This is a genomic window from Mesorhizobium loti (genome assembly GCA_014189435.1).
GTDB lineage: Bacteria > Pseudomonadota > Alphaproteobacteria > Rhizobiales > Rhizobiaceae > Mesorhizobium > Mesorhizobium loti_G.
The window spans coordinates 5,709,629-5,727,509 of sequence record CP050293.1 but is presented as its reverse complement, the minus strand read 5'-3'; the positions used below and the strand labels follow the sequence as shown (position 1 = coordinate 5,727,509).

Annotated in this window: 16 protein-coding genes; 1 reads left to right on the top strand and 15 read right to left on the bottom strand. The window is 62.0% G+C overall.

Annotated elements, in window-relative coordinates:
* Both HB777_27320 and HB777_27315 read right to left on the bottom strand, forming a co-directional pair.
* Entirely contained in the window at window positions 1–1,014 is a 1,014-nt protein-coding gene (locus tag HB777_27320) for a sugar ABC transporter permease (protein ID QND67270.1), read from the bottom strand.
* Between the two features lie 264 nt (window positions 1,015–1,278).
* Complete coding sequence (locus HB777_27315; protein QND67269.1) at window positions 1,279–2,634, bottom strand: carbohydrate ABC transporter substrate-binding protein; 1,356 nt, start codon at window positions 2,632–2,634, stop codon at window positions 1,279–1,281.
* 362 nt (window positions 2,635–2,996) lie between these two features.
* Between HB777_27315 and HB777_27310 the strand changes: the two genes are divergently transcribed.
* Window positions 2,997–4,019, top strand: a complete 1,023-nt coding sequence (locus HB777_27310) for a LacI family DNA-binding transcriptional regulator (GenBank protein QND67268.1) — start codon at window positions 2,997–2,999, stop codon at window positions 4,017–4,019.
* Between the two features lie 45 nt (window positions 4,020–4,064).
* Here the strand turns inward: HB777_27310 and HB777_27305 are convergent, their stop codons facing one another.
* The 13 genes from HB777_27305 to HB777_27245 form a co-directional block, all read right to left on the bottom strand.
* Window positions 4,065–4,922: a hypothetical protein gene (locus HB777_27305; GenBank protein QND67267.1), complete on the bottom strand. Its 858-nt coding sequence runs from the start codon at window positions 4,920–4,922 to the stop codon at window positions 4,065–4,067.
* Window positions 4,919–5,827, bottom strand: coding sequence for a DUF4417 domain-containing protein (locus HB777_27300; protein ID QND67266.1), 909 nt, complete (start codon window positions 5,825–5,827; stop codon window positions 4,919–4,921). The genes HB777_27305 and HB777_27300 overlap by 4 nt, the downstream gene beginning before the upstream one ends.
* A 227-nt stretch (window positions 5,828–6,054) precedes the next feature.
* Complete coding sequence (locus HB777_27295) at window positions 6,055–6,402, bottom strand: hypothetical protein (protein ID QND67265.1); 348 nt, start codon at window positions 6,400–6,402, stop codon at window positions 6,055–6,057.
* On the bottom strand, window positions 6,402–6,974 hold the full coding sequence (locus HB777_27290; GenBank protein ID QND67264.1) for a hypothetical protein: 573 nt from the start codon (window positions 6,972–6,974) through the stop codon (window positions 6,402–6,404). Before HB777_27290 ends, HB777_27295 begins: the two co-directional genes overlap by 1 nt.
* Window positions 6,975–7,216: 242 nt before the next feature.
* On the bottom strand, window positions 7,217–8,650 hold the full coding sequence (locus HB777_27285) for a S8 family serine peptidase (protein ID QND67263.1): 1,434 nt from the start codon (window positions 8,648–8,650) through the stop codon (window positions 7,217–7,219).
* Window positions 8,640–9,314 carry an anti-sigma factor gene (locus HB777_27280; GenBank protein ID QND67262.1) on the bottom strand — a complete coding sequence of 225 codons (675 nt, stop codon included), beginning with the start codon at window positions 9,312–9,314 and terminating at the stop codon, window positions 8,640–8,642. The genes HB777_27285 and HB777_27280 overlap by 11 nt, the downstream gene beginning before the upstream one ends.
* Entirely contained in the window at window positions 9,305–9,871 is a 567-nt protein-coding gene (locus tag HB777_27275) for a sigma-70 family RNA polymerase sigma factor (GenBank protein QND67261.1), read from the bottom strand. Before HB777_27275 ends, HB777_27280 begins: the two co-directional genes overlap by 10 nt.
* 269 nt (window positions 9,872–10,140) lie before the next feature.
* Window positions 10,141–10,980: an alkaline phosphatase family protein gene (locus tag HB777_27270; GenBank protein ID QND67260.1), complete on the bottom strand. Its 840-nt coding sequence runs from the start codon at window positions 10,978–10,980 to the stop codon at window positions 10,141–10,143.
* Between the two features lie 99 nt (window positions 10,981–11,079).
* A complete protein-coding gene (locus HB777_27265) occupies window positions 11,080–12,669 on the bottom strand; it encodes a twin-arginine translocation signal domain-containing protein (GenBank protein QND67259.1) in 1,590 nt (529 codons plus the stop codon).
* Between the two features lie 113 nt (window positions 12,670–12,782).
* Complete coding sequence (locus HB777_27260) at window positions 12,783–14,438, bottom strand: ABC transporter ATP-binding protein (GenBank protein QND67258.1); 1,656 nt, start codon at window positions 14,436–14,438, stop codon at window positions 12,783–12,785.
* Window positions 14,438–15,262 carry an ABC transporter permease gene (locus tag HB777_27255; protein QND67257.1) on the bottom strand — a complete coding sequence of 275 codons (825 nt, stop codon included), beginning with the start codon at window positions 15,260–15,262 and terminating at the stop codon, window positions 14,438–14,440. The genes HB777_27260 and HB777_27255 overlap by 1 nt, the downstream gene beginning before the upstream one ends.
* Window positions 15,263–15,271: 9 nt before the next feature.
* Window positions 15,272–16,231 (bottom strand): ABC transporter permease, encoded by a 960-nt coding sequence (locus tag HB777_27250; protein ID QND67256.1) that lies wholly within the window; start codon window positions 16,229–16,231, stop codon window positions 15,272–15,274.
* Window positions 16,232–16,246: 15 nt separating this feature from the next.
* Window positions 16,247–17,833 (bottom strand): ABC transporter substrate-binding protein, encoded by a 1,587-nt coding sequence (locus HB777_27245; GenBank protein ID QND67255.1) that lies wholly within the window; start codon window positions 17,831–17,833, stop codon window positions 16,247–16,249.
* Window positions 17,834–17,881: the final 48 nt, after the last annotated feature.

Sequence of the window (17,881 nt, the reverse complement as noted above, 5' to 3'; positions counted from 1 at the left end):
TCAATGTCCTCCCGTCTCTTTGTTCGCCTGGCGGATGTTCCAGACCATGATCGGGATGACCGCGATCATGATGATGATGGCGATGGTGGCGCCACGGCCGAAATCGCCGCCGCCACGGAACATCCAGTCGAACATCAGATTGGCCAGCACCTGGCTGTTCCACTGGCCGTTGGTCATGGTCAGCACGATGTCGAACACTTTGAGCACCAGGATGGTGATCGTGGTCCAGACCACGGCAATGGTGCCCCAGATCTGCGGCACCATGATCTTCCAGAAGATCTGGAATGGATTGGCGCCGTCGATGACGGCGGCTTCCAGCGTTTCCTCGGGAATGCCGCGCAGGGCGGAGGACAGGATGACCATGGCGAAGCCGGTCTGGATCCAGATCAGGATCACCATCAGGAAGAAATTGTTCCAGAACGGCAGCGATATCCAGACCTGCGGCTGGCCGCCGAAATGCTGGATGATGGCGTTGAGGATGCCGATCTGCGTCTGGCCCTCGCCACGATACTCGTAGATGAATTTCCAGATCACGCTGGCGCCGACGAAGGAGATCGCCAGCGGCAGGAAGATCAGGCTCTTGGCGATCGTGCCCCACCAGATCTTGTCGGTGAGCACGGCGATGATCAGCCCGAGGAAGGTGCAGGCGGCGGGCACGACCGCCAGCCAGATGATGTTGTTGAGGATCGAGTTGCGGAACTCGCGGTCGCCGAAGGCCCATTCGTAATTGGCCAAGCCGACGAAATTGATGCCGCCGCGATCGAGGAACGACAGCCGCAGCGTCTCGACCACCGGATAGATCAGGTAGATGGTCAGGATGATCATCGCCGGGCCAACAAACAGCCAGGGACGAACCAGCCCCTGCCGGCGCAGATTGTCGATGGCCGCGGCACCGGCAACGCCGCGCGATGGGAATATCAGGTCGACCAGCTTGTTGGCGCCCCAGAAATAGGCGACGCAACCGCCGACGCCGACGATGATGACGAAAATGGCCGAGAAAATCTGAGCCGCCATGGGTCCCTCCCCCTGCGCATCACCAGCCAAAGCCGAACGGTCCGGGCGGTGAGATGCGCCGATTCAGTTGTTCAGAGCGCGATGGTCAGGCAAGACGGGTTTTCCCTTTTGCTGATCGCGCTTCATGCCGGATGTCTGTGTGCTCATGATAGTCGCTGCGGCACGCGCCGCCGGTCGGATCCGGGCCTCCAGGGCTCGGATCCATTTGGGATGGGATAGTCCAAACTTCAGCCGAACAATCGGCTGCTTACCTCTGTCGGACCCCTACTTGATGGCGTCCCAGCTCTTCTGGATGTCGGTAGCGACATCCTGCGCGGACTTGCCGCCGACCAGGTCGATCATGCCGGTCCAGAAGGCGCCGGCGCCGATCTTGCCCGGCATCAGGTCGGAACCGTCGAAGCGGAAGGTCGAGGCGTTGGCGAGGATTTCGCCCTGCTTCTTCAGCGCGTCGCTGGCGTAGGCATCCTTGTTGACCGACTTGAGCGGCGTCACGAAACCACCCTCGGCCATCCAGATCTCATGGGCGAGCGGCATCTTCAGGAATTCGATGAACGCGCGCGCCGCCTTGGAGTCCTTGGTGATCATCGCCAGCGTACCGGCGCCGAGCACGGGCGTGCCCAGTTCAGGCTTGGAGGCGTAGGGCGGGAAGTAGAAGAAGTCCGCGTCCTGGCCGACCTTGGTGCCTTCCGGGAAGAAGGTCGGGATGAACGATGCCTGATGGTGCAGGTAGCATTTCGGCGGCACCGAGAAGAGGCCCTTCGGGCTGTCGCGGAAATCGGTCGCCGCAACCGCCTTGGCGCCGCCGTCGACCATCTTGTCGTCGGTCGCGATCTTGCCGAAGATGTCGATGGCGTTGACCACCGCCGGATCGTTGAACGGGATCTCGTTCTTGACCCATTTGTCGTAGACTTCCGGAGGCTGGGTGCGCAGCATCAGGTCTTCGACCCAGTCGGTCGCCGGCCAACCGGTGGCGCCGCCCGAGCCGAGGCCGATGCACCACGGCTTGCCGCCATCGGCGATGATCTTCTTTTCGAGATCGGCGAGTTCTTCCTGCGTCTTCGGCACCTTGTAGCCGGCTTCCTCGAAATTGTCCGGCGAGTACCAGACCAGCGACTTCACGTCAGCCTTGTAGGGAAAGGCGAAGAAGCCCGGCTTGCCGTCCTTGTCCTTGAAGGTGCCGAGATCGACCCATGACTGGCCGGCGCCGTAATTGTCCTTGACCCATTTGGCGGTGTCGTCACCAAGCGGCGTCAAAAGGCCTTTCGATGCCAGGTCCTGGATCAGGCCCGGCTGCGGCAGCACGGCGATGTTGGGCGGGCTGCCGGCCTGTGTATCGATGACGATCTGCTGTTCGTAATTCTCCGAGGAGGAGTATTTGATCTCGACGCCGGTGGCTTCCGAGAAATAGTCGAGAACGCCGCGCACCAGGCCTTCGTCCTCGCCGCGCCACGGTCCGAAGATCGACAGCGTCTCACCCTTGAGATCGACTTTCTTGAGCTCTTCGTAGTTCGCCCAGTTGAAGCGCTTGTCTTCGCCCGGCTTGAACTTCAATTCGGCATGCGCGGGCGCGTTCAGGGCGAGCGTGGCAAACGCAGCACCCAGCAAAAGCATTTTCTTCATCGGTATTCCTCCCAGTGGGTCACACACACCGGACGGAACCTCCATTCCGCCCGCCGACGCCGCAGGACTGTGACTCAGTCAGAAAGGAACCGCAACCTTTCGAAGAGTCTTCCAAAGCGCTTTGGCTTTTCTGATCTCGCCATTGAATCGTCGGGAAGTCAAGAGGCTGGCGAGCTAATCGATTTAACTTCGCGCATTTGCGGCAGAAAAAGTGCGCTGCAGCATGCTTTTATGGCAGTGCAGCAGCAATTTTTGCTTCAAACAGGCCCAAACCGCGTCTATGGTCCATCCTCCTATGGACCGGCCCTTACGGCACTTGGGTCGATTCAATTTAAAAGCGCTTTGAGGGAATGGAGACTTTCGTGAACCTCAAGCAGCTCGCCCATATGCTGGCCCTTTCGCAGACCACGGTAAGCCGCGCGCTGAACGGCTATCCCGAGGTCAACGAGGAAACGCGCCGGCGGGTGATGGATGCCGCCAAGCGTCATGGCTACCGCCCCAATCCGAGCGCGCGCCGGCTGGCGACCGGCAAGACCGGCATGATCGGCTATGTCCTGCCGACCGGTGCCGCCGTCGATATCGATCCGCATTTCGTCGAGTTCCTATCCGGCCTCGGCGACTACGCTCGCTCGCACGAACTCGACCTGGTTCTGTCGCCGGCCGACGCCGACGATCAGGAGACGACCTACCGGCGTATCGTCGCCAACCGGCAGGTCGACGCCGTCTATATCTCCTCGCCAAGGCCCGCTGACCGGCGCGTGGCGCTGGTCAACACGCTCGGCATTCCCTTCATCGTCCATGGCCGCAGCGAAGGTTTCGATTTCGACTATGCCTTCACCGACATCGACAATGAGGGCGCCTTCCACGAGGCGGCCAGGCTTCTGATCCAGCTCGGCCACCGGCGGCTGGCGCTGATCAACGGCGACGATCGCGAGACCTTCGCCATCCATCGCGAACGCGGCGTGCGCCGGGCGCTTGCCGCGAGCGGGCTGACATTGGGCGAGCGCCATGTCTGCTCGGTGGATATGACCGAGGAGAACGGCTATCGCGCCACCAGGCGTCTGCTGGAAGAGGGCGACGCGCCGACGGCGATCGCCTGCTCCAGCCTGATCATGGCGCTGGGCGTCGTGCGTGCGGTGCGCGACCTTGGCCTGAGCATTCCGGGCGACGTGTCGCTGATCGCCCATGACGATGTCTTCCCCTGGCTGAGGCCGGAGAATTTTTCGGTGCCGCTGTCGACGACGCGCTCATCGATCCGTCTGGCCGGCGCCCGCGTCGCCGAGCGGCTGGCGGCACGGATTTCCGGCCTGGAAGAGGGCGCCCGCGGCGAGGTCTGGCCGGTCGACCTGGTGGTCAGGGGATCGGTGGCCGGCGCGCCGGGCTAGAAGCGTCGGCGTGAGCCGGCCACACAAAGTACTATCAGCGCACTATCAGCTAGCCTTGTCCGCATTTTTTGGTGGCGAATGAGCTGGATGATTGGCTGGCGTCTGGCCTTCAACATCGCAAACCACGCAACAGAAAAATCCATTGGTACTGGCGAGTTGGCTTGTCTGAGCATCAATCGATCCGTCGGCTTTCCTTGTCAGTGAGCGGCTGTGATCCTCCGACCGAAACCGCATGTATCGGCTTATGTTGGCTAGGCCGACAAACAACGGCCGAAACCCAAAACCATGCCCCTGTTCGGCGTAATAACGGGATACTCCCTCGTCCAGGGCCAATTCGAGCGCGGTGCCAGCGTCGGCCAGATAGGCATATGCTGGATTGCCACGAAGGCTGCTCAGGACACCCATTCCAGCATCCGCCACAACAAACTCAAAGCGGCCAGGAGAGGCGCTATAGACGACGTAGCCCGTATCGATACGCCCACTATGGTCGATGACGTTCGCGTAAAACTCGCCAATGGCCGCCGTAAGCTTACCGCCGTAGTCGTCAGAAAATCCGGCCGAGATCGCTGCTCGTTTGGCGCGTAGCACAAAGTTGGTCCACGCGAGTTCATCTCGTCGAAGTTTATCGACCGAAATATATCCCTGGTGTCCTGATGTGGGCTCGAACCAGGAATCTGTGTCGCGCATGTTGCGCATAAGTTCGCGATAATTGTCCGCAGTGAGCCAAAGAGGTCCACCATCTTCGTTCACGATGTTTGGTTGCGTATGTCGCAACTCTAAGAGCGGTCCGAGGCCATCGGCATGAGTCGGCGGCAGGCCTGCCTCTGTGAGAGTGCCGCTCTGCACGCCGAGGCAAATGTCATCTACCAGATCGAAGGTCAGCGTCTCGATTTTCCACCTCACGCAGCTTTTGCAAAAGGCGCATCGCTGCCGTAGTAGGTGGCCCGCAAAAAGGCGATCTGCTCTTCAACATTGTGGATCAAAAGTCTGTCGACTGTCTCGCCGACGATGGTCGGCGCCGGGGGCCAGCGAAGCGCATTGTTATCTAATCGTTCGGCGCGCCGACGCTTCAAAGTTTTCATGAATGCGTTGGTTTCGATATAGATGACGTGGCGATAGAACTGCCGCAGGAAGGGAATGACCTGAGGATCGCCGCGCACCACAATGTTCAGTTCCCTGCCGGAGGCCTTGGCCAGATCAGCGAGCCTATCTAGGTGAAACTGCCTTCTGAGCTTTTGGCCTGAGCCGGTGATAAATTCGTAGGCGAGCGTCTCGATCTCGGAGTGGTCAGCAATGAACTTCGACCAGCGCTCAAAGTCGCGATAGGTCCGACCGTTGGGATGGAGTGCGCAGGGCAACCCTTCACGCTGGAATTCCTCGAACGTGATGGCGATGCGCTTCATAGCGTGAAGGTCATCTGTTCGCGGGTTATCAAGGAGAAGACTGAAGTTTGGCGTCGTTACGAGCGCGATCCCAAGTCCCTTCATCGCCTTGATGATGGCAAGGCGCTGCTCGCCAAGGGTCCACCATGGCTCAATCCGGTGATCGTGATTGACTCCGGTTAGAACAAGGTCAGCCGCTGGGTTTATGCTGTATGCCTGACACAAAGCTTCGCGCGTTTCGAAATGAAGCTTCCCGCGCTTGAAGTCGATGAGGTCGGCTAAGCGTAGAGCGAACGCTCTGCCAGCGAGCGCTATCGTTCGACTGCTTCCATGGTAGATGAGCGGCACGATATCCGCGCTCAATTGGGAAGAACAAACGGATGTCCGTGGAATGCCTTCCAAATTAAGGCCGCCGACCTCTCTCATCTGCTGCACAAAGAGCTGCGGGTTATGACGGCAGACGCGCGTACAGTGAGCCGAGTCTCCGCAGCACAATTCCAGACAGTCGACAAGTGAAGCGCGGACCGAAAGGCCGCCGCATTCGGAGAAATGAGGGCATCCGGGGCAACCCAAGGCCATGGTATTGCTGTATGGATCATCCGTTAGCGATCGGATAATCACTTCATGGCTTCGCGTATCTGGACGATGGAGGTTCAGCACAGAGATACTTCTGCTTTCTTCGAGAGCTTGTGTACCCGGCCAACGACACCGTTCGCCGCGCCCCCCGATTTCTCAATTGCAGAGATTACGTCGCCAGCGGGATTATCGAATGAGCCGACGACGCTATTGCCTCGGCGCAAACTCACCCGCCCGCCCTTTGTCTCAACAATAAGCACTTCGCCGTTGGCGACATTTACCCCGGCGCTGATCGAAGCAATCGCTCGGCGGGGCTGGTTTGTGGGATTGACCGTAAACAAGCCCGGCGTAGCAAGCTCTGCCCGCTTCGTATCGACGTGCTTACGTATCGCTTTCTTTGTTCTGTTTAAAAACTCCACTCCCATCAGATCACCTCTTCAAATAGCGGCCGATAGTATTTCGAACGACCCTGAGCGAACTCACGAATCACACCGCGCGCCGCGAGGCTGGCAAGGCGGTTGTTCCAAGCTGTAGTGCTCTTGGTCTGTTCAGACTCTCCAAATTTTTCCATGAGATGGTTGGCATCAACCTCATGATACTCGTTAACCAAGTCGAATGTCATCTGTTGCTTCGGATCAAGGCTACCAATCAACTCCGCTCTGGAGACACGCTCGTCGCGGTCTAGGCGACAGCTCATAATCGCATCGCCTTTGGTGTTCGCCACAACCAGCAACTCGTCCAAAATTTCGTCGTTAATGTTCGCAACGACTGGATAATACCTGGATGAAATCGTGCGCATGTATCCCTTCAGGGCAAACACCGATTCTCTAAGATAGCTGGCGGTGGCCACGTCGATGTTTGCAAAGTCAAGGAATAGCGGGGTCGGTGCGGCTGGTTCGCAATCAATGGCCCTTACAAAGGCTGCAAAAGCAGCTTTGCCATTGATGGAGCCGGATAGTACCGGGCCGGTCCCAATGATTGCCATATCCATTTTCATGATCGTCACCTTACTCACGTGTCTGACGTGAGATTGCTCGTTTAGATCGGCGATGTCAAGAAAATCGTTGGAATGAAAAGGCAAAGACTTTTTCGACCTTCCAAGCTGGAAGGAAGCAAAACATGTTTTTGGCGGCTCTCTAACTTACCTTGAAAACCGCTCGTCGGCTTCCGGCCCCCATTTCGGCCATTGGCGGCAAGTAGGCTGATTGAGTTTTGACCCAAGCCCGCCTTGACTAAAGCTCACTCCTTTGCCGCCGCCTTGATATCGAGCAGCCCATAGCCGAAATCATTGTCGCGTCCCTTGGGGCCGAGATCCCTGGCCGTTGCCGCCAGCGCTTTCTCGATATCGTCGGCCGAGCGGTCGGGCGCGGCATGGATGAGATTGGCGATGGCGCCGCTCACGATCGCCGCCGCGAACGAGGTGCCGGTGACCACGTCCGAGCCGGCGCCGCTCGGCGCCACCATCTCGACGCCCGGCGCCGAGATGAAGACATAGGCGCCGCGATTGGCCTGCGGCATCAGCCCGTCCTTGGCATCGGTGGCGGTCACCGCGATGACGCCGTCGAAGGCAGCCGGATATCCATAGGGTGCTTTCGGCCCGTTGTTGCCGGCGGCGGCGACCAGGACCATGCCGAGCGCGCGGGCATTGCGGCAGGCGACGCCGAGCAGGTCGTTCTTCGGCCCGACAAAGCTCATATTGATGATGCGCACGTCCTGCTCAGCGGCCCAGTCGAGCGCAGACAGGATGACGTCCATGGTCGACTTGCCGCCCTCGAAGGCACGCGCGTGGTAGATCCTGGCGCCGGGCGCCATGCCTTCCAGCGCGCCGACACCGGCGATCAGGCCGTCGATCGACGTGCCGTGATCGCGCTTTTCGATCGGCACGTCGGGCATGGCGTCGAATTGCCCGGCAATGACGCCTGCCAGCGCCGGGTTGGTGTCGTCGATGCCGGTGTCGATCACCGCTATGCGGACGTTTTCGCCGCTGGCCTGTTTGGAATCGAGCGCGATGCGGTCGAAGGCATAGTTGACGATGCTGGCGGCCTGCTGCAGCGAATAGACATGGTTGGGCTCGCGCCGCTGGGTGCGGCCGTCGGCGGCCAGCTGCGCCAGCACGACGCCGACGGGCCGGCCGTCGGGAATGCCGAAGCGCACCAGCGTGCTGCCGAGCAGCCGCGACTGGCGCTGCGAGCGCACCTGGAGGCCGAAGGAGGCGGCGATCTGCTGGACGGCGCCGGCATCGCCGTCGACGGTCACCAGCACCTCGTCGGGCACGAAATCGCCAACCACCGCGCGCGGCGGCTGAACGGCGATGAGATCGGTCGGCGAGACGATCGGGCCGCCAGGCGGGGGGCCGGCCTGATTGTCGGCCGGCGGCGTCGCGGGCGCCGGCCGTGGCGTCGGCACCGGTGCCGGCGTCGCCGCCGGGTTGGGGAACAGGTCGACGATCAGCGCCGGCAGGAAGACAGCGCCGGATTGGCCTGCGTCCGATCCGCTCTTTGCGTCGCTGCCGTCCTTGGCGCAGTCCGTTCCCGCCGCATTGGTTCCGTCGCGGCAGTCGATTTTCGCCGGGTCGGGATTGGGGTCGTTGGTCTGCGCCGACGCGGGCACGGCGGCGATTGTCATCGCCGCCGCAAGCATTGCCGCAAATCGAATGACTGCCTCAGCCGCCATCAACCGGTTTCCTTCCCTCGATCACAGTCTCCGTAAAAGGCTGGGCGGCAATAAGGCCGATTTGCTTCGCATAGTCGGCTGCGTTGGCAGCCGGCATGCCAAGCCGGAACACACCGTCGGCGGTCGGTCCACCGATGATCTTCAGCCCGTTGCCGCCGAGGAAGGCGGAAATGTCCGACATCTTGGCATCCGGTTTGAACTTGACCAGGGCGAACGGCATTTTCGACAGATCGTCTTGCGCGCCGGCAATCTCGAAATCACGGCCCTTGCCGCCGGGCTCGACAAACGACTGCACCATGACCAGGGCCAGCAGAACCGCGGCCGCGGCCCAGGCGACACCGACCGGCACCGCCATGAAGCGGCCCCAGGCCTGCGCCAGCCAGGACGAACCTGCCGGTTTGCGCGCAGCCCCGGCCTCGGCATCAAGCGCCTTGGCGAAGCGGCTGAGCGCATCGGACGGCGGCCGGATCGCCTCATTGGCGGCCGTCGCGCCGGAGAATTCGGCTTCCGCCTCGCCAAGGGCGGCAAGTGCGGCCGGATCGCTGGCCAGCCATTCCTCGACGGCTTCCAGATCCGAACCTTCCAGCGAGCCGTTCAGATAGAACGGCAGCAGCGTTTCCATTTCGTCGCGGCGCGACATCTTTTCAGCGGCGCTCATGGCCACCCCCTGTCGTGACCGGCGGCCTTGAGGGCCTCACCGAGTTTCTTGCGGGCGTAGAACATTCGGGTCTTGACGGTGGCGACCGGAATGTCGAGCACCTCGCCGATCTCGCTCACCGACTGTCCGTGATAATAGGCAAGATCGATCACCACGCGGTGCTCTTCGGGCAAGGCGTCGACGAAGCGCCGCAAGGCGGCAGCCTTGTCCTCCTTCATGGTGACGACTTCCGGCGTGTCGGCGCTGTCGGGCACCGCGGCGGCGGCCTCGTCGTCGATCCAGTCTTCCTTCTTCTTGCGCAGCAGGGACAGCGCCTTGAAACGGGCGATGCCGAGCAGCCATGTCGAGACTTCGGAGCGTCCTTCGAAACCTGGCGCCTGACGCCACAGTTCGAGGAACACTTCGTTGGCGATATCGTCAGCCATCATTTCCGATCCCGTCTGGCGCGCCACGAAGCGGTAGACCCGCGCGTGGTGACGCATGAACAGGAGCCGCACGGCGGCACGGTCGCCCTTCGCGACCCGGTCGACAAGCGCGCGATCGGTCTCCGTCGCTGCCGTCATGGCCGGTCGAGCCACCTGGCTCCTGTCTGCTCTGTCGCTGATCGGTCCAAAAGGTTCATCCTCCGCCAAGGAATTTTGCGGAGGCTAACCGAAGAGCGCGGAGGTTGCCAGAGCATCCCTTCTCCCCGTCACTATACGGGGAGAAGGTGCCGGCAGGCGGATGAGGGGCGGCGCCGACGTGGGGTCTTATACTCGACGTTGGCGCTGCCCCTCACCCTTACCCTCTCCCCGTAAAGGACGGGGAGAGGGGGACGCCAACGTCGCGCCTTTCACCCCAAAAACGGCTTAGCCTTCATCGTCTCCGGCACGGGAACACCCAGCCGGCTCAGCACCGTTGGCGCCAGCTGCAGCTGGTCGAGCAGCGTGTCAGCCTGCGGACCCTTGCCGGGGCCGAAATAATACAGCGCGAAATCCTGCATCTCGTCGTCATGGCCGCCATGATGGCCACGATCGGTCTGGCCATGGTCGGCGGTGACCATGACCTCATAGCCGGCTTCGATCCAGCGCGGCAGGAAGGCCGCCAGCATGCCGTCCATCGCATAGACGGCATGGTCCATCTCGTGGCAGTCATGGCCGAAGCGGTGCCCCATCGAATCCAGCGTGCAGGTGTGCAGGATGCCGTAGTCGATGCCGTGGCGTTTGGTCAGCATGGTCAGGGTCGCGAACAGGTCGACATCGCTCGGCGTCATCTGGTTGCGGGCGTTGTAGCCGGTCATGGTGTGGAAGCGGCCATGCGTGATCGGTCCGTCTGGTTCGTCGAATTCCATGTCGTCGACCAGGTCGAACGGATAAGCGCGGAAGAATTCCGACCAGTAGGAATGCGTCACGGCGCCCGTCTTGCCGCCGGCCTTGCTGACTTCGGAGAAGATGTCGGGCTGCGCGACGCGGAACCGGTTCTCGTTGGACAGGATGCCGTGCACCTGCGGCGAAACCCCGGTGTGGATCGAGGCGTAGCAGCAGGCGGAAGTGGACGGCAGCACGGAGCGCATCTTCCAGACCCGCGCCTCGCCCGATTGGACCCAACCTTCGAGGTTGCCCATCAGCCGGCGCCAGTTCCTGTAGGGCACGCCGTCGAGAATGATCAGCAAAAGCTTGGATTTGAGCGCCATGGGCTGCTCCATGCGGTTTGGCGGTTGAAACGGGAACGCCGTGTGCCGTTTTGGGCACACGGCGTTCTTGATAAATGAAATCGGACGATCAGATTTCGGCTAAGCGTTGAGCCAGCATTCGGCAAGCGCGTAGCCGTCCATCATTTCGCCGATCGGACTCTTGGCGAAGCCGCCGATCTTGTTGGTGGCGGCAGCGTCGATGAACTGGTTGAAGAAAGGGACGATCAGCCCGCCTTCGTCGCGCATCATCACCGCCATGTCGTGGTAGATCGCCTTGCGCTTGGCCTGGTCGAGTTCGCCGCGCGCGGTAAACAGCATCTTGTCGAATTCCGGCCGCTTGAAACGCGTGTCGTTCCAGTCGGCGGTCGAGACGTAGCCGGTGGAATACATCTGGTCCTGCGTGGCGCGTCCGCCCCAGTAGGAGAGCGAGAAGGGCTGCTTGTTCCAGACTTCCGACCAGTAGCCGTCGCCAGGTTCGCGCTTGATCTCGATCTTGATGCCGGCCTTGGCGCAGGACTGCTGATAGAGCTGTGCGGCGTCGACGGCGCCGGGGAAGGCGACGTCCGAGGTGCGCAGCACGATCGAGCCGCTATGGCCTGATTTCTTGTAGGCTGCCGCTGCCTTTTCCGGGTCGAACTTGCGCTGCTCGATGTCGGCGGAAAACAGCGGATAGGCTTCGTTGATAGGGAAGTCGTTGCCGACCGAGCCATAGCCGCGCAGGATCTTTTCCAGCATCTCGTCGCGGTCCATGGCAAGCTTCAGCGCCATCCGCAGGTCGTTGCTGTCGAAGGGGGCTGTGTCGCAGAACATGTTGAACGGGTAATAGCCCTTGCCCGAAGCGTTCTCGATGGAGACGCCGGGAATGCGCTTGACGAGATCGACCACCTTCGGCTCGACGCGGTTGATCATGTGCACCTGGCCACCCTGCAAGGCTGCAAGCCGAGCGGTCGCATCATTGATGACGATGATCTCAACCTGGTCGGCATGGCCGGCCTTGTCGCCCTGCCAGTAATTGGCGAAGCGTTCGCCGCCATGGCGCACGCCCGGCTGGTTGACGGTGACCTTGTAAGGCCCGGCGCTAATGCCGGCATTCGGGTTGTCCTTGCCGCCATTCGGCTGGATGACGAGATGGTAGTCGGCCATCAAATAGGGGAAGTCGGCATCGGCGTCGCCGAGCGTGACGATGACTTCCTTGCCGCTCGCCTTGACGCCCTTGATGTTCTTGAGGATGCCGAGCGCGCCCGACTTCGACTTCTCGTCTGCATGGCGCTCGATGGTGGCCGCGATGTCTTCGGCGGTGACGGTCTTGCCATTGTGGAACTCGATGCCGTCGCGCACCTTGATCGTCCAGGTCTTGGCGTCGGCCGAAGCGCCGATCTCTTCGGCGATCAGGTTGACCAGCTTGTTGTCGGGGGTGAGGCGCACGAGATACTCGCCCCAAAGCTTGCCGAAGCTGAAGGTGACCTGGCTGAGGTTCAGCGCCGGATCGAGGCTGTTGGTCGATTCACCGCCCTGCAGGCCAGCCTTGATGGTGCCGCCCTTCACCGCCGTCTGGGCGAAAGCCCTGCCTGCCAGTGTCGTTGCGAGTGCGGCCGACACGCCCAGTGCCGCAGTGCGGCCGAGGAAGTCGCGGCGCGATATACGGCCCTGGCCGGCGAGTTCAGCGAGATGGTCGAGTTCAGTCTTCATGTCCTACCCCTTTTAAGAAAAAATCGTGCGGGCGCCGCCCGTCCGGAAGGACGTGTGGCGCTCTAGTGTTGCATCCGGATGACGGCCGCCGGCTCCCCTGACCTGGCGGCTCGCTAATTCCCCGCGCTGGCCATGCGCCGTCCCTTGATCGCCTTTTCCAGCCAGCCGATCTCCATCTCGGGGACAGATGACAGGAGAAGGTCGGTATAGTCGTCGAAGGGCGGGCTCAGCACCTTGCTCTTCGGGCCATAGCGCACCACTTCGCCGCGATACATCACCGCGATCGAATCGGCGATCGACTTCACCGTGGCGAGGTCATGGGTGATGAAGAGATAGGCGACGTTCTCCTCCTTCTGCAGCTCGAGCAGCAGTTTCAGGATGCCGTGGGCCACGAGAGGGTCAAGCGCCGAGGTCACCTCGTCGCAGATGATCAGCTTCGGCTTGGCGGCGAGCGAACGGGCGATGCACACGCGCTGTTTCTGGCCGCCGGAAAGCTCGGCCGGGTAGCGGTCGGAAAAGCCCTTGCCCATCTCGATCTTGTCGAGCAGTTCGGCAACGCGCTTGTCGCGCTCGCGGCCGCGTATGCCGAAATAGAACTCGAGCGGCCGGCCGATGATGGTGCCGACGGTCTGACGCGGGTTCATCGCCACGTCGGCCATCTGGTAGATCATCTGCAACTGGCGCAGATCCTCCTTCGGCCGATCGGCCAGCCGGTTTGCCAGCGGACGCCCGTCGAAGGTGACGGTGCCTTGTTCGGGCGGCAAAAGGCCGGTGATGGCGCGCGCCAGCGTCGACTTGCCGGAGCCCGACTCGCCGACCACGGCCAGCGTCTGGCCCGGATAGATGTCGACCGAGACGTTCTTCAGCACCTTGATGTGGCTGTGGCCATAGGCGGCGGTGACGTTCTTCACCGACAGGAACGGCGTCGTGCCGGGCTTCTGCTCGGCATGTTCGATCTCATGCACCGAGACCAGCGCGTTGGTGTATTCTTGGCGCGGCTCCTTGATGATCTGCCGCGTGCCGCCCCATTCGACCAGCCTTCCATGGCGCAGCACCATGATCTCGTCCGACACCTGGGCGACGACGGCAAGGTCGTGGGTGATATAGAGCGCCGCCACATGCGTATCGTGGATCGCATCCTTGATCGCCGCCAGCACGTCGATCTGCGTCGTCACGTCGAGCGCCGTGGTCGGCTCGTCGAAGACGATCAGGTCCGGCTCGGAGCACAGCGCCATCGCCGTCATCACACGCTGCAGCTGGCCGCCCGAAACCTGGTGCGGAAAGCGCTCGCCGATGGTTTCGGGGTTGGGCAGGCTGAGCTTCTTGAACAGCGCAACCGCGCGCTTCTCGGCCTCGGCTCGTGTCGCGGTGCCGTGCAGCAGCGTGGCTTCCACCACCTGGTCCATCAGCTTGTGCGCCGGGTTGAAGGCGGCTGCCGCCGACTGCGCGACATAGCAGACCTCGCGGCCGCGCAGCTTGCGGAAGCCATCCTTGCCGCCCTTGAGGATGTCGCGGCCGTTCAAGATGACCTCGCCGCCGGTGATGCGCACGCCACCGCGGCCATAACCCATCGACGACAGGCCGATGGTCGACTTGCCGGCCCCGGATTCGCCGATCAGGCCAAGCACCTTGCCCTTTTCGAGTGTCAGCGAGACATCGTGCACCAGCACGATGTTCTTCGGCGGTTCGCCGGGCGGGAAGACGGTGGCCTCGATGCGCAGGTTGCGTATGTCGAGCAGCAGGCCGGGTTTCGCTTTGCTGTCGGCCATCACCCGCGTCCCCCCTTGAGGCTTGTCGTCCGGTTGAGCACCCAGTCGGCGACCAGGTTGACGGAAATCGCCAGCAGGGCGATCGCCGCCGCCGGGATGAGCGCTGCCGCGATGCCGAAGACGATGCCGTCCTTGTTTTCCTTGACCATGCCGCCCCAGTCGGCGTCCGGTGGCTGCACGCCAAGGCCGAGGAACGACAGCGTCGACAGGAACAGCACCGCGTAGATGAAGCGCAGGCCGAGTTCCGAAACCAGTGGGGACAGCGCGTTGGGCAGGATCTCGCGGAAGATGATCCAGGCGCTGCCCTCGCCACGCAGTTTCGCCGCCTCGACATAGTCCATGACGTTGATGTCGACGGCGACCGCGCGCGACAGGCGATAGACGCGGGTCGAGTCGAGGACGCCCATGACCAGGATAAGCGTCACCAGGTTGGTCGGCAGCACCGAGAGCACGACGAGAGCCATGATCAGGGTCGGGATCGACATCAAAAGGTCGACAAGGCGCGACAGCAGCGTATCGAACCAGCCGCCGAAGACCGCCGCCGAGAAGCCGAGGATGGCGCCGAGCGAGAACGACAGGGCGGTGGCCAGGACCGCAATGAACAGGGTGATGCGGGCGCCGTAGATCATGCGCGACAAGAGATCGCGGCCGAGATTGTCGGTGCCAAGCAAATGGGCAGCCGACATTGGTTCCCAGACATCGCCGACGATTTCGCCATTGCCGTGTGGTGCGATCCACGGTGCGAAGACCGCAGCCAGCACGAACAGCGTCGTCAGGATAATGCCGATCAGCGCGGGGATGGGGATGCGTTTGATATCGAGCATATCCGCCCCCTATTTCGGGTGTCTGAGACGCGGATTGGCGACGATAGCCCCGATGTCCGCAATGATGTTCAGGCTGATGTAGACGGCGGCGAAGATCAGGCCGACCGCCTGCACCACCGGCACGTCGCGTTTGGTGACGTGGTCGACGAGATATTGTCCCATGCCCGGATAGACGAAGATCACCTCGACCACGACGACGCCGACGATCAGATAGGCGAGGTTGAGCATGACGACGTTGATGATCGGCGCGATGGCATTGGGGAAGGCGTGCTTGCGGATGACGTTGAAGGCCGACAGGCCTTTCAGTTCCGCCGTTTCGACATAGGCCGACTGCATGACATTGAGGATCGCCGCACGTGTCATGCGCATCATGTGGGCGAGCACGACCAGCGTCAGCGCCGTTGCCGGCAAGGCGATCGCCTGCATGCGCTCGCCGAATGGCATGCCGTCATAGACGGTCGAGATGCCGGGGAAGATCTGCCACTTCACGGCGAAGAAATAGACGAGCACATAGCCGATGAAGAATTCGGGGAAGGAGGTCGAGGCAAGCGCCAGTCCTGAGATCAGCTTGTCGACCCAGCCATTGCGGTAGCGCACCGCGATCAGGCCGAGGATGATCGCCAGCGGCACGGCGACGACCGCCGCCCAGAAGGCGAGGAACAGCGTGTTCCACAGCCGGCCCTTGATCGACGTGGCGATATCCTGGCCGCTCGACATGGCGGTACCGAGGTCGCCGGTCAGCACGCCGCCGAGCCAGCGGAAATACCTGATGTAGGCCGGATCGTTGAGGCCGAGCTGCTCGCGCAGATTGGCGAGCGACTCCGGTGTCGCCGATTGCCCGAGAATGGCTTGCGCGACGTCGCCGGGCAGGATCTGGGTGCCGGCGAAGATCAGGACCGAAACGGCCAACAAGAGGACGATGCCCAGCGCGATGCGCTGGGCAATTAGTTTCAGGATGGGTGAAGACATATCCGCAAAGCCGGCTCAGGCCTGCAGCCAGCACTTCGCCAGGGCGTAACCGTTCATCAGCTCCTGATGCGGATCGTCGACCCAGCCGTCGACCTTGGCGCCGGTCGCGTCGATGAACTGGTTGAACATCGGCAGGATCAGGCCGCCTTCGTCGCGGACCATGACGCCCATGTCGTGGTACATCGCCTTGCGCTTGGTCTCGTCGAGTTCGGCGCGGGCCGCCAGCACCATCTTGTCGAAATCCGGACGCTTGAAACGCGTGTCGTTCCAGTCGGCCGTCGACAGATAGGCGGTCGAGTACATCTGGTCCTGGGTCGAGCGCCCGCCCCAGTAGGACGCGCAGAAGGGCTGCTTGTTCCAGACTTCCGACCAGTAGCCGTCGCCCGGTTCGCGCTTGATCTCGAGCGTGATGCCGGCCTTGGCGGCGCTCTGCTGGAAGAGCTGGGCCGCATCGACGGCGCCGGGGAAGGCGACGTCCGATGTGCGCAGCAGCACGGCGCCGTCATGGCCTGACTTCTTGAAGTGGAACTTGGCCTTGTCGGGATCGTATTTGCGCTGTTCGATCTCGGAGAACAGCGGGTAGGAAGCGTTGATCGGGAAGTCGTTGCCGAGCGAGCCGTAGCCGCGCAGGATCTTGTCCAGCATCTCTTCGCGGTCGATAGCCAGCTTCAGCGCCATGCGCAAATCGGCGTTGTCGAAGGGCGCCGTGTTGCAGTGCATAATGAAGACGTAGTGGCCGGGGCCGGCGTGATTACGGATGGTGACGCCCGGCAGGCGCTTGATCAGGTCGACGATCTTCGGCTCGACGCGGTTGATCATGTTGACCTGGCCACCCTGCAGGGCCGCCGTACGCGCGGTGGCGTCGTTGATCACGATGATCTCGATCTGGTCGGCATGGCCCATTTTGTCGCCCTGCCAGTAATTGGCGAAGCGCTCGCCGCCATGGCGCACGCCGGGCTCATTGGTCGTGACCTTGTAAGGACCGGCCGAGATGCCGGCATCGGCCTTGTCCTTGCCGCCATTGGGCTGGACGATCAGGTGGTAGTCGCTGAGCAGATAGGGAAGGTCGGCATTGGCTTCCTTCAGGGTCAGCACGACTTCCTTGCCGCTGGCCTTGATGGTCTCGATGCCCTTCATGTAGCCCAGCGCGCCGGACTTCGACTTCTCGTCCGAATGACGCTCGAGTGTGGCGGCCACGTCTTCGGCGGTCACCGTTTTGCCGTTATGGAATTCGACGCCGTCGCGGATCTTCAGCGTCCACACCTTGGCGTCGTCCGACGAGCCGATCTCCTCGGCGATGCGATTCTCGAGCTTACCCTCCGGGGAGAGTTCGACGATCATTTCGCCCCACATCTTGCCGAAGGCGAACGGCACCTGCGTCATCATCAACGCAGGATCGAGGCTGTTGGTGGATTCACCGCCGACCAGCCCGGCCTTCAGTGTACCGCCCTTGACCGGGCCGGCCGCGCGCGCCGCACTTGAAAGCAACGAGTTGGCGAAGGGTGCGGAGATACCAAGCGCTGCCGCCCGGCCGAGAAAATCACGACGGCTCAGCTTGCCCGACGCGGCACGCCGGCTAAGGAATTCCAGTTCGTTCGACATTTTGAGTTCCTCACTCTGTTGGTTCGACTCTGCGGTCGTTTTTCTTGT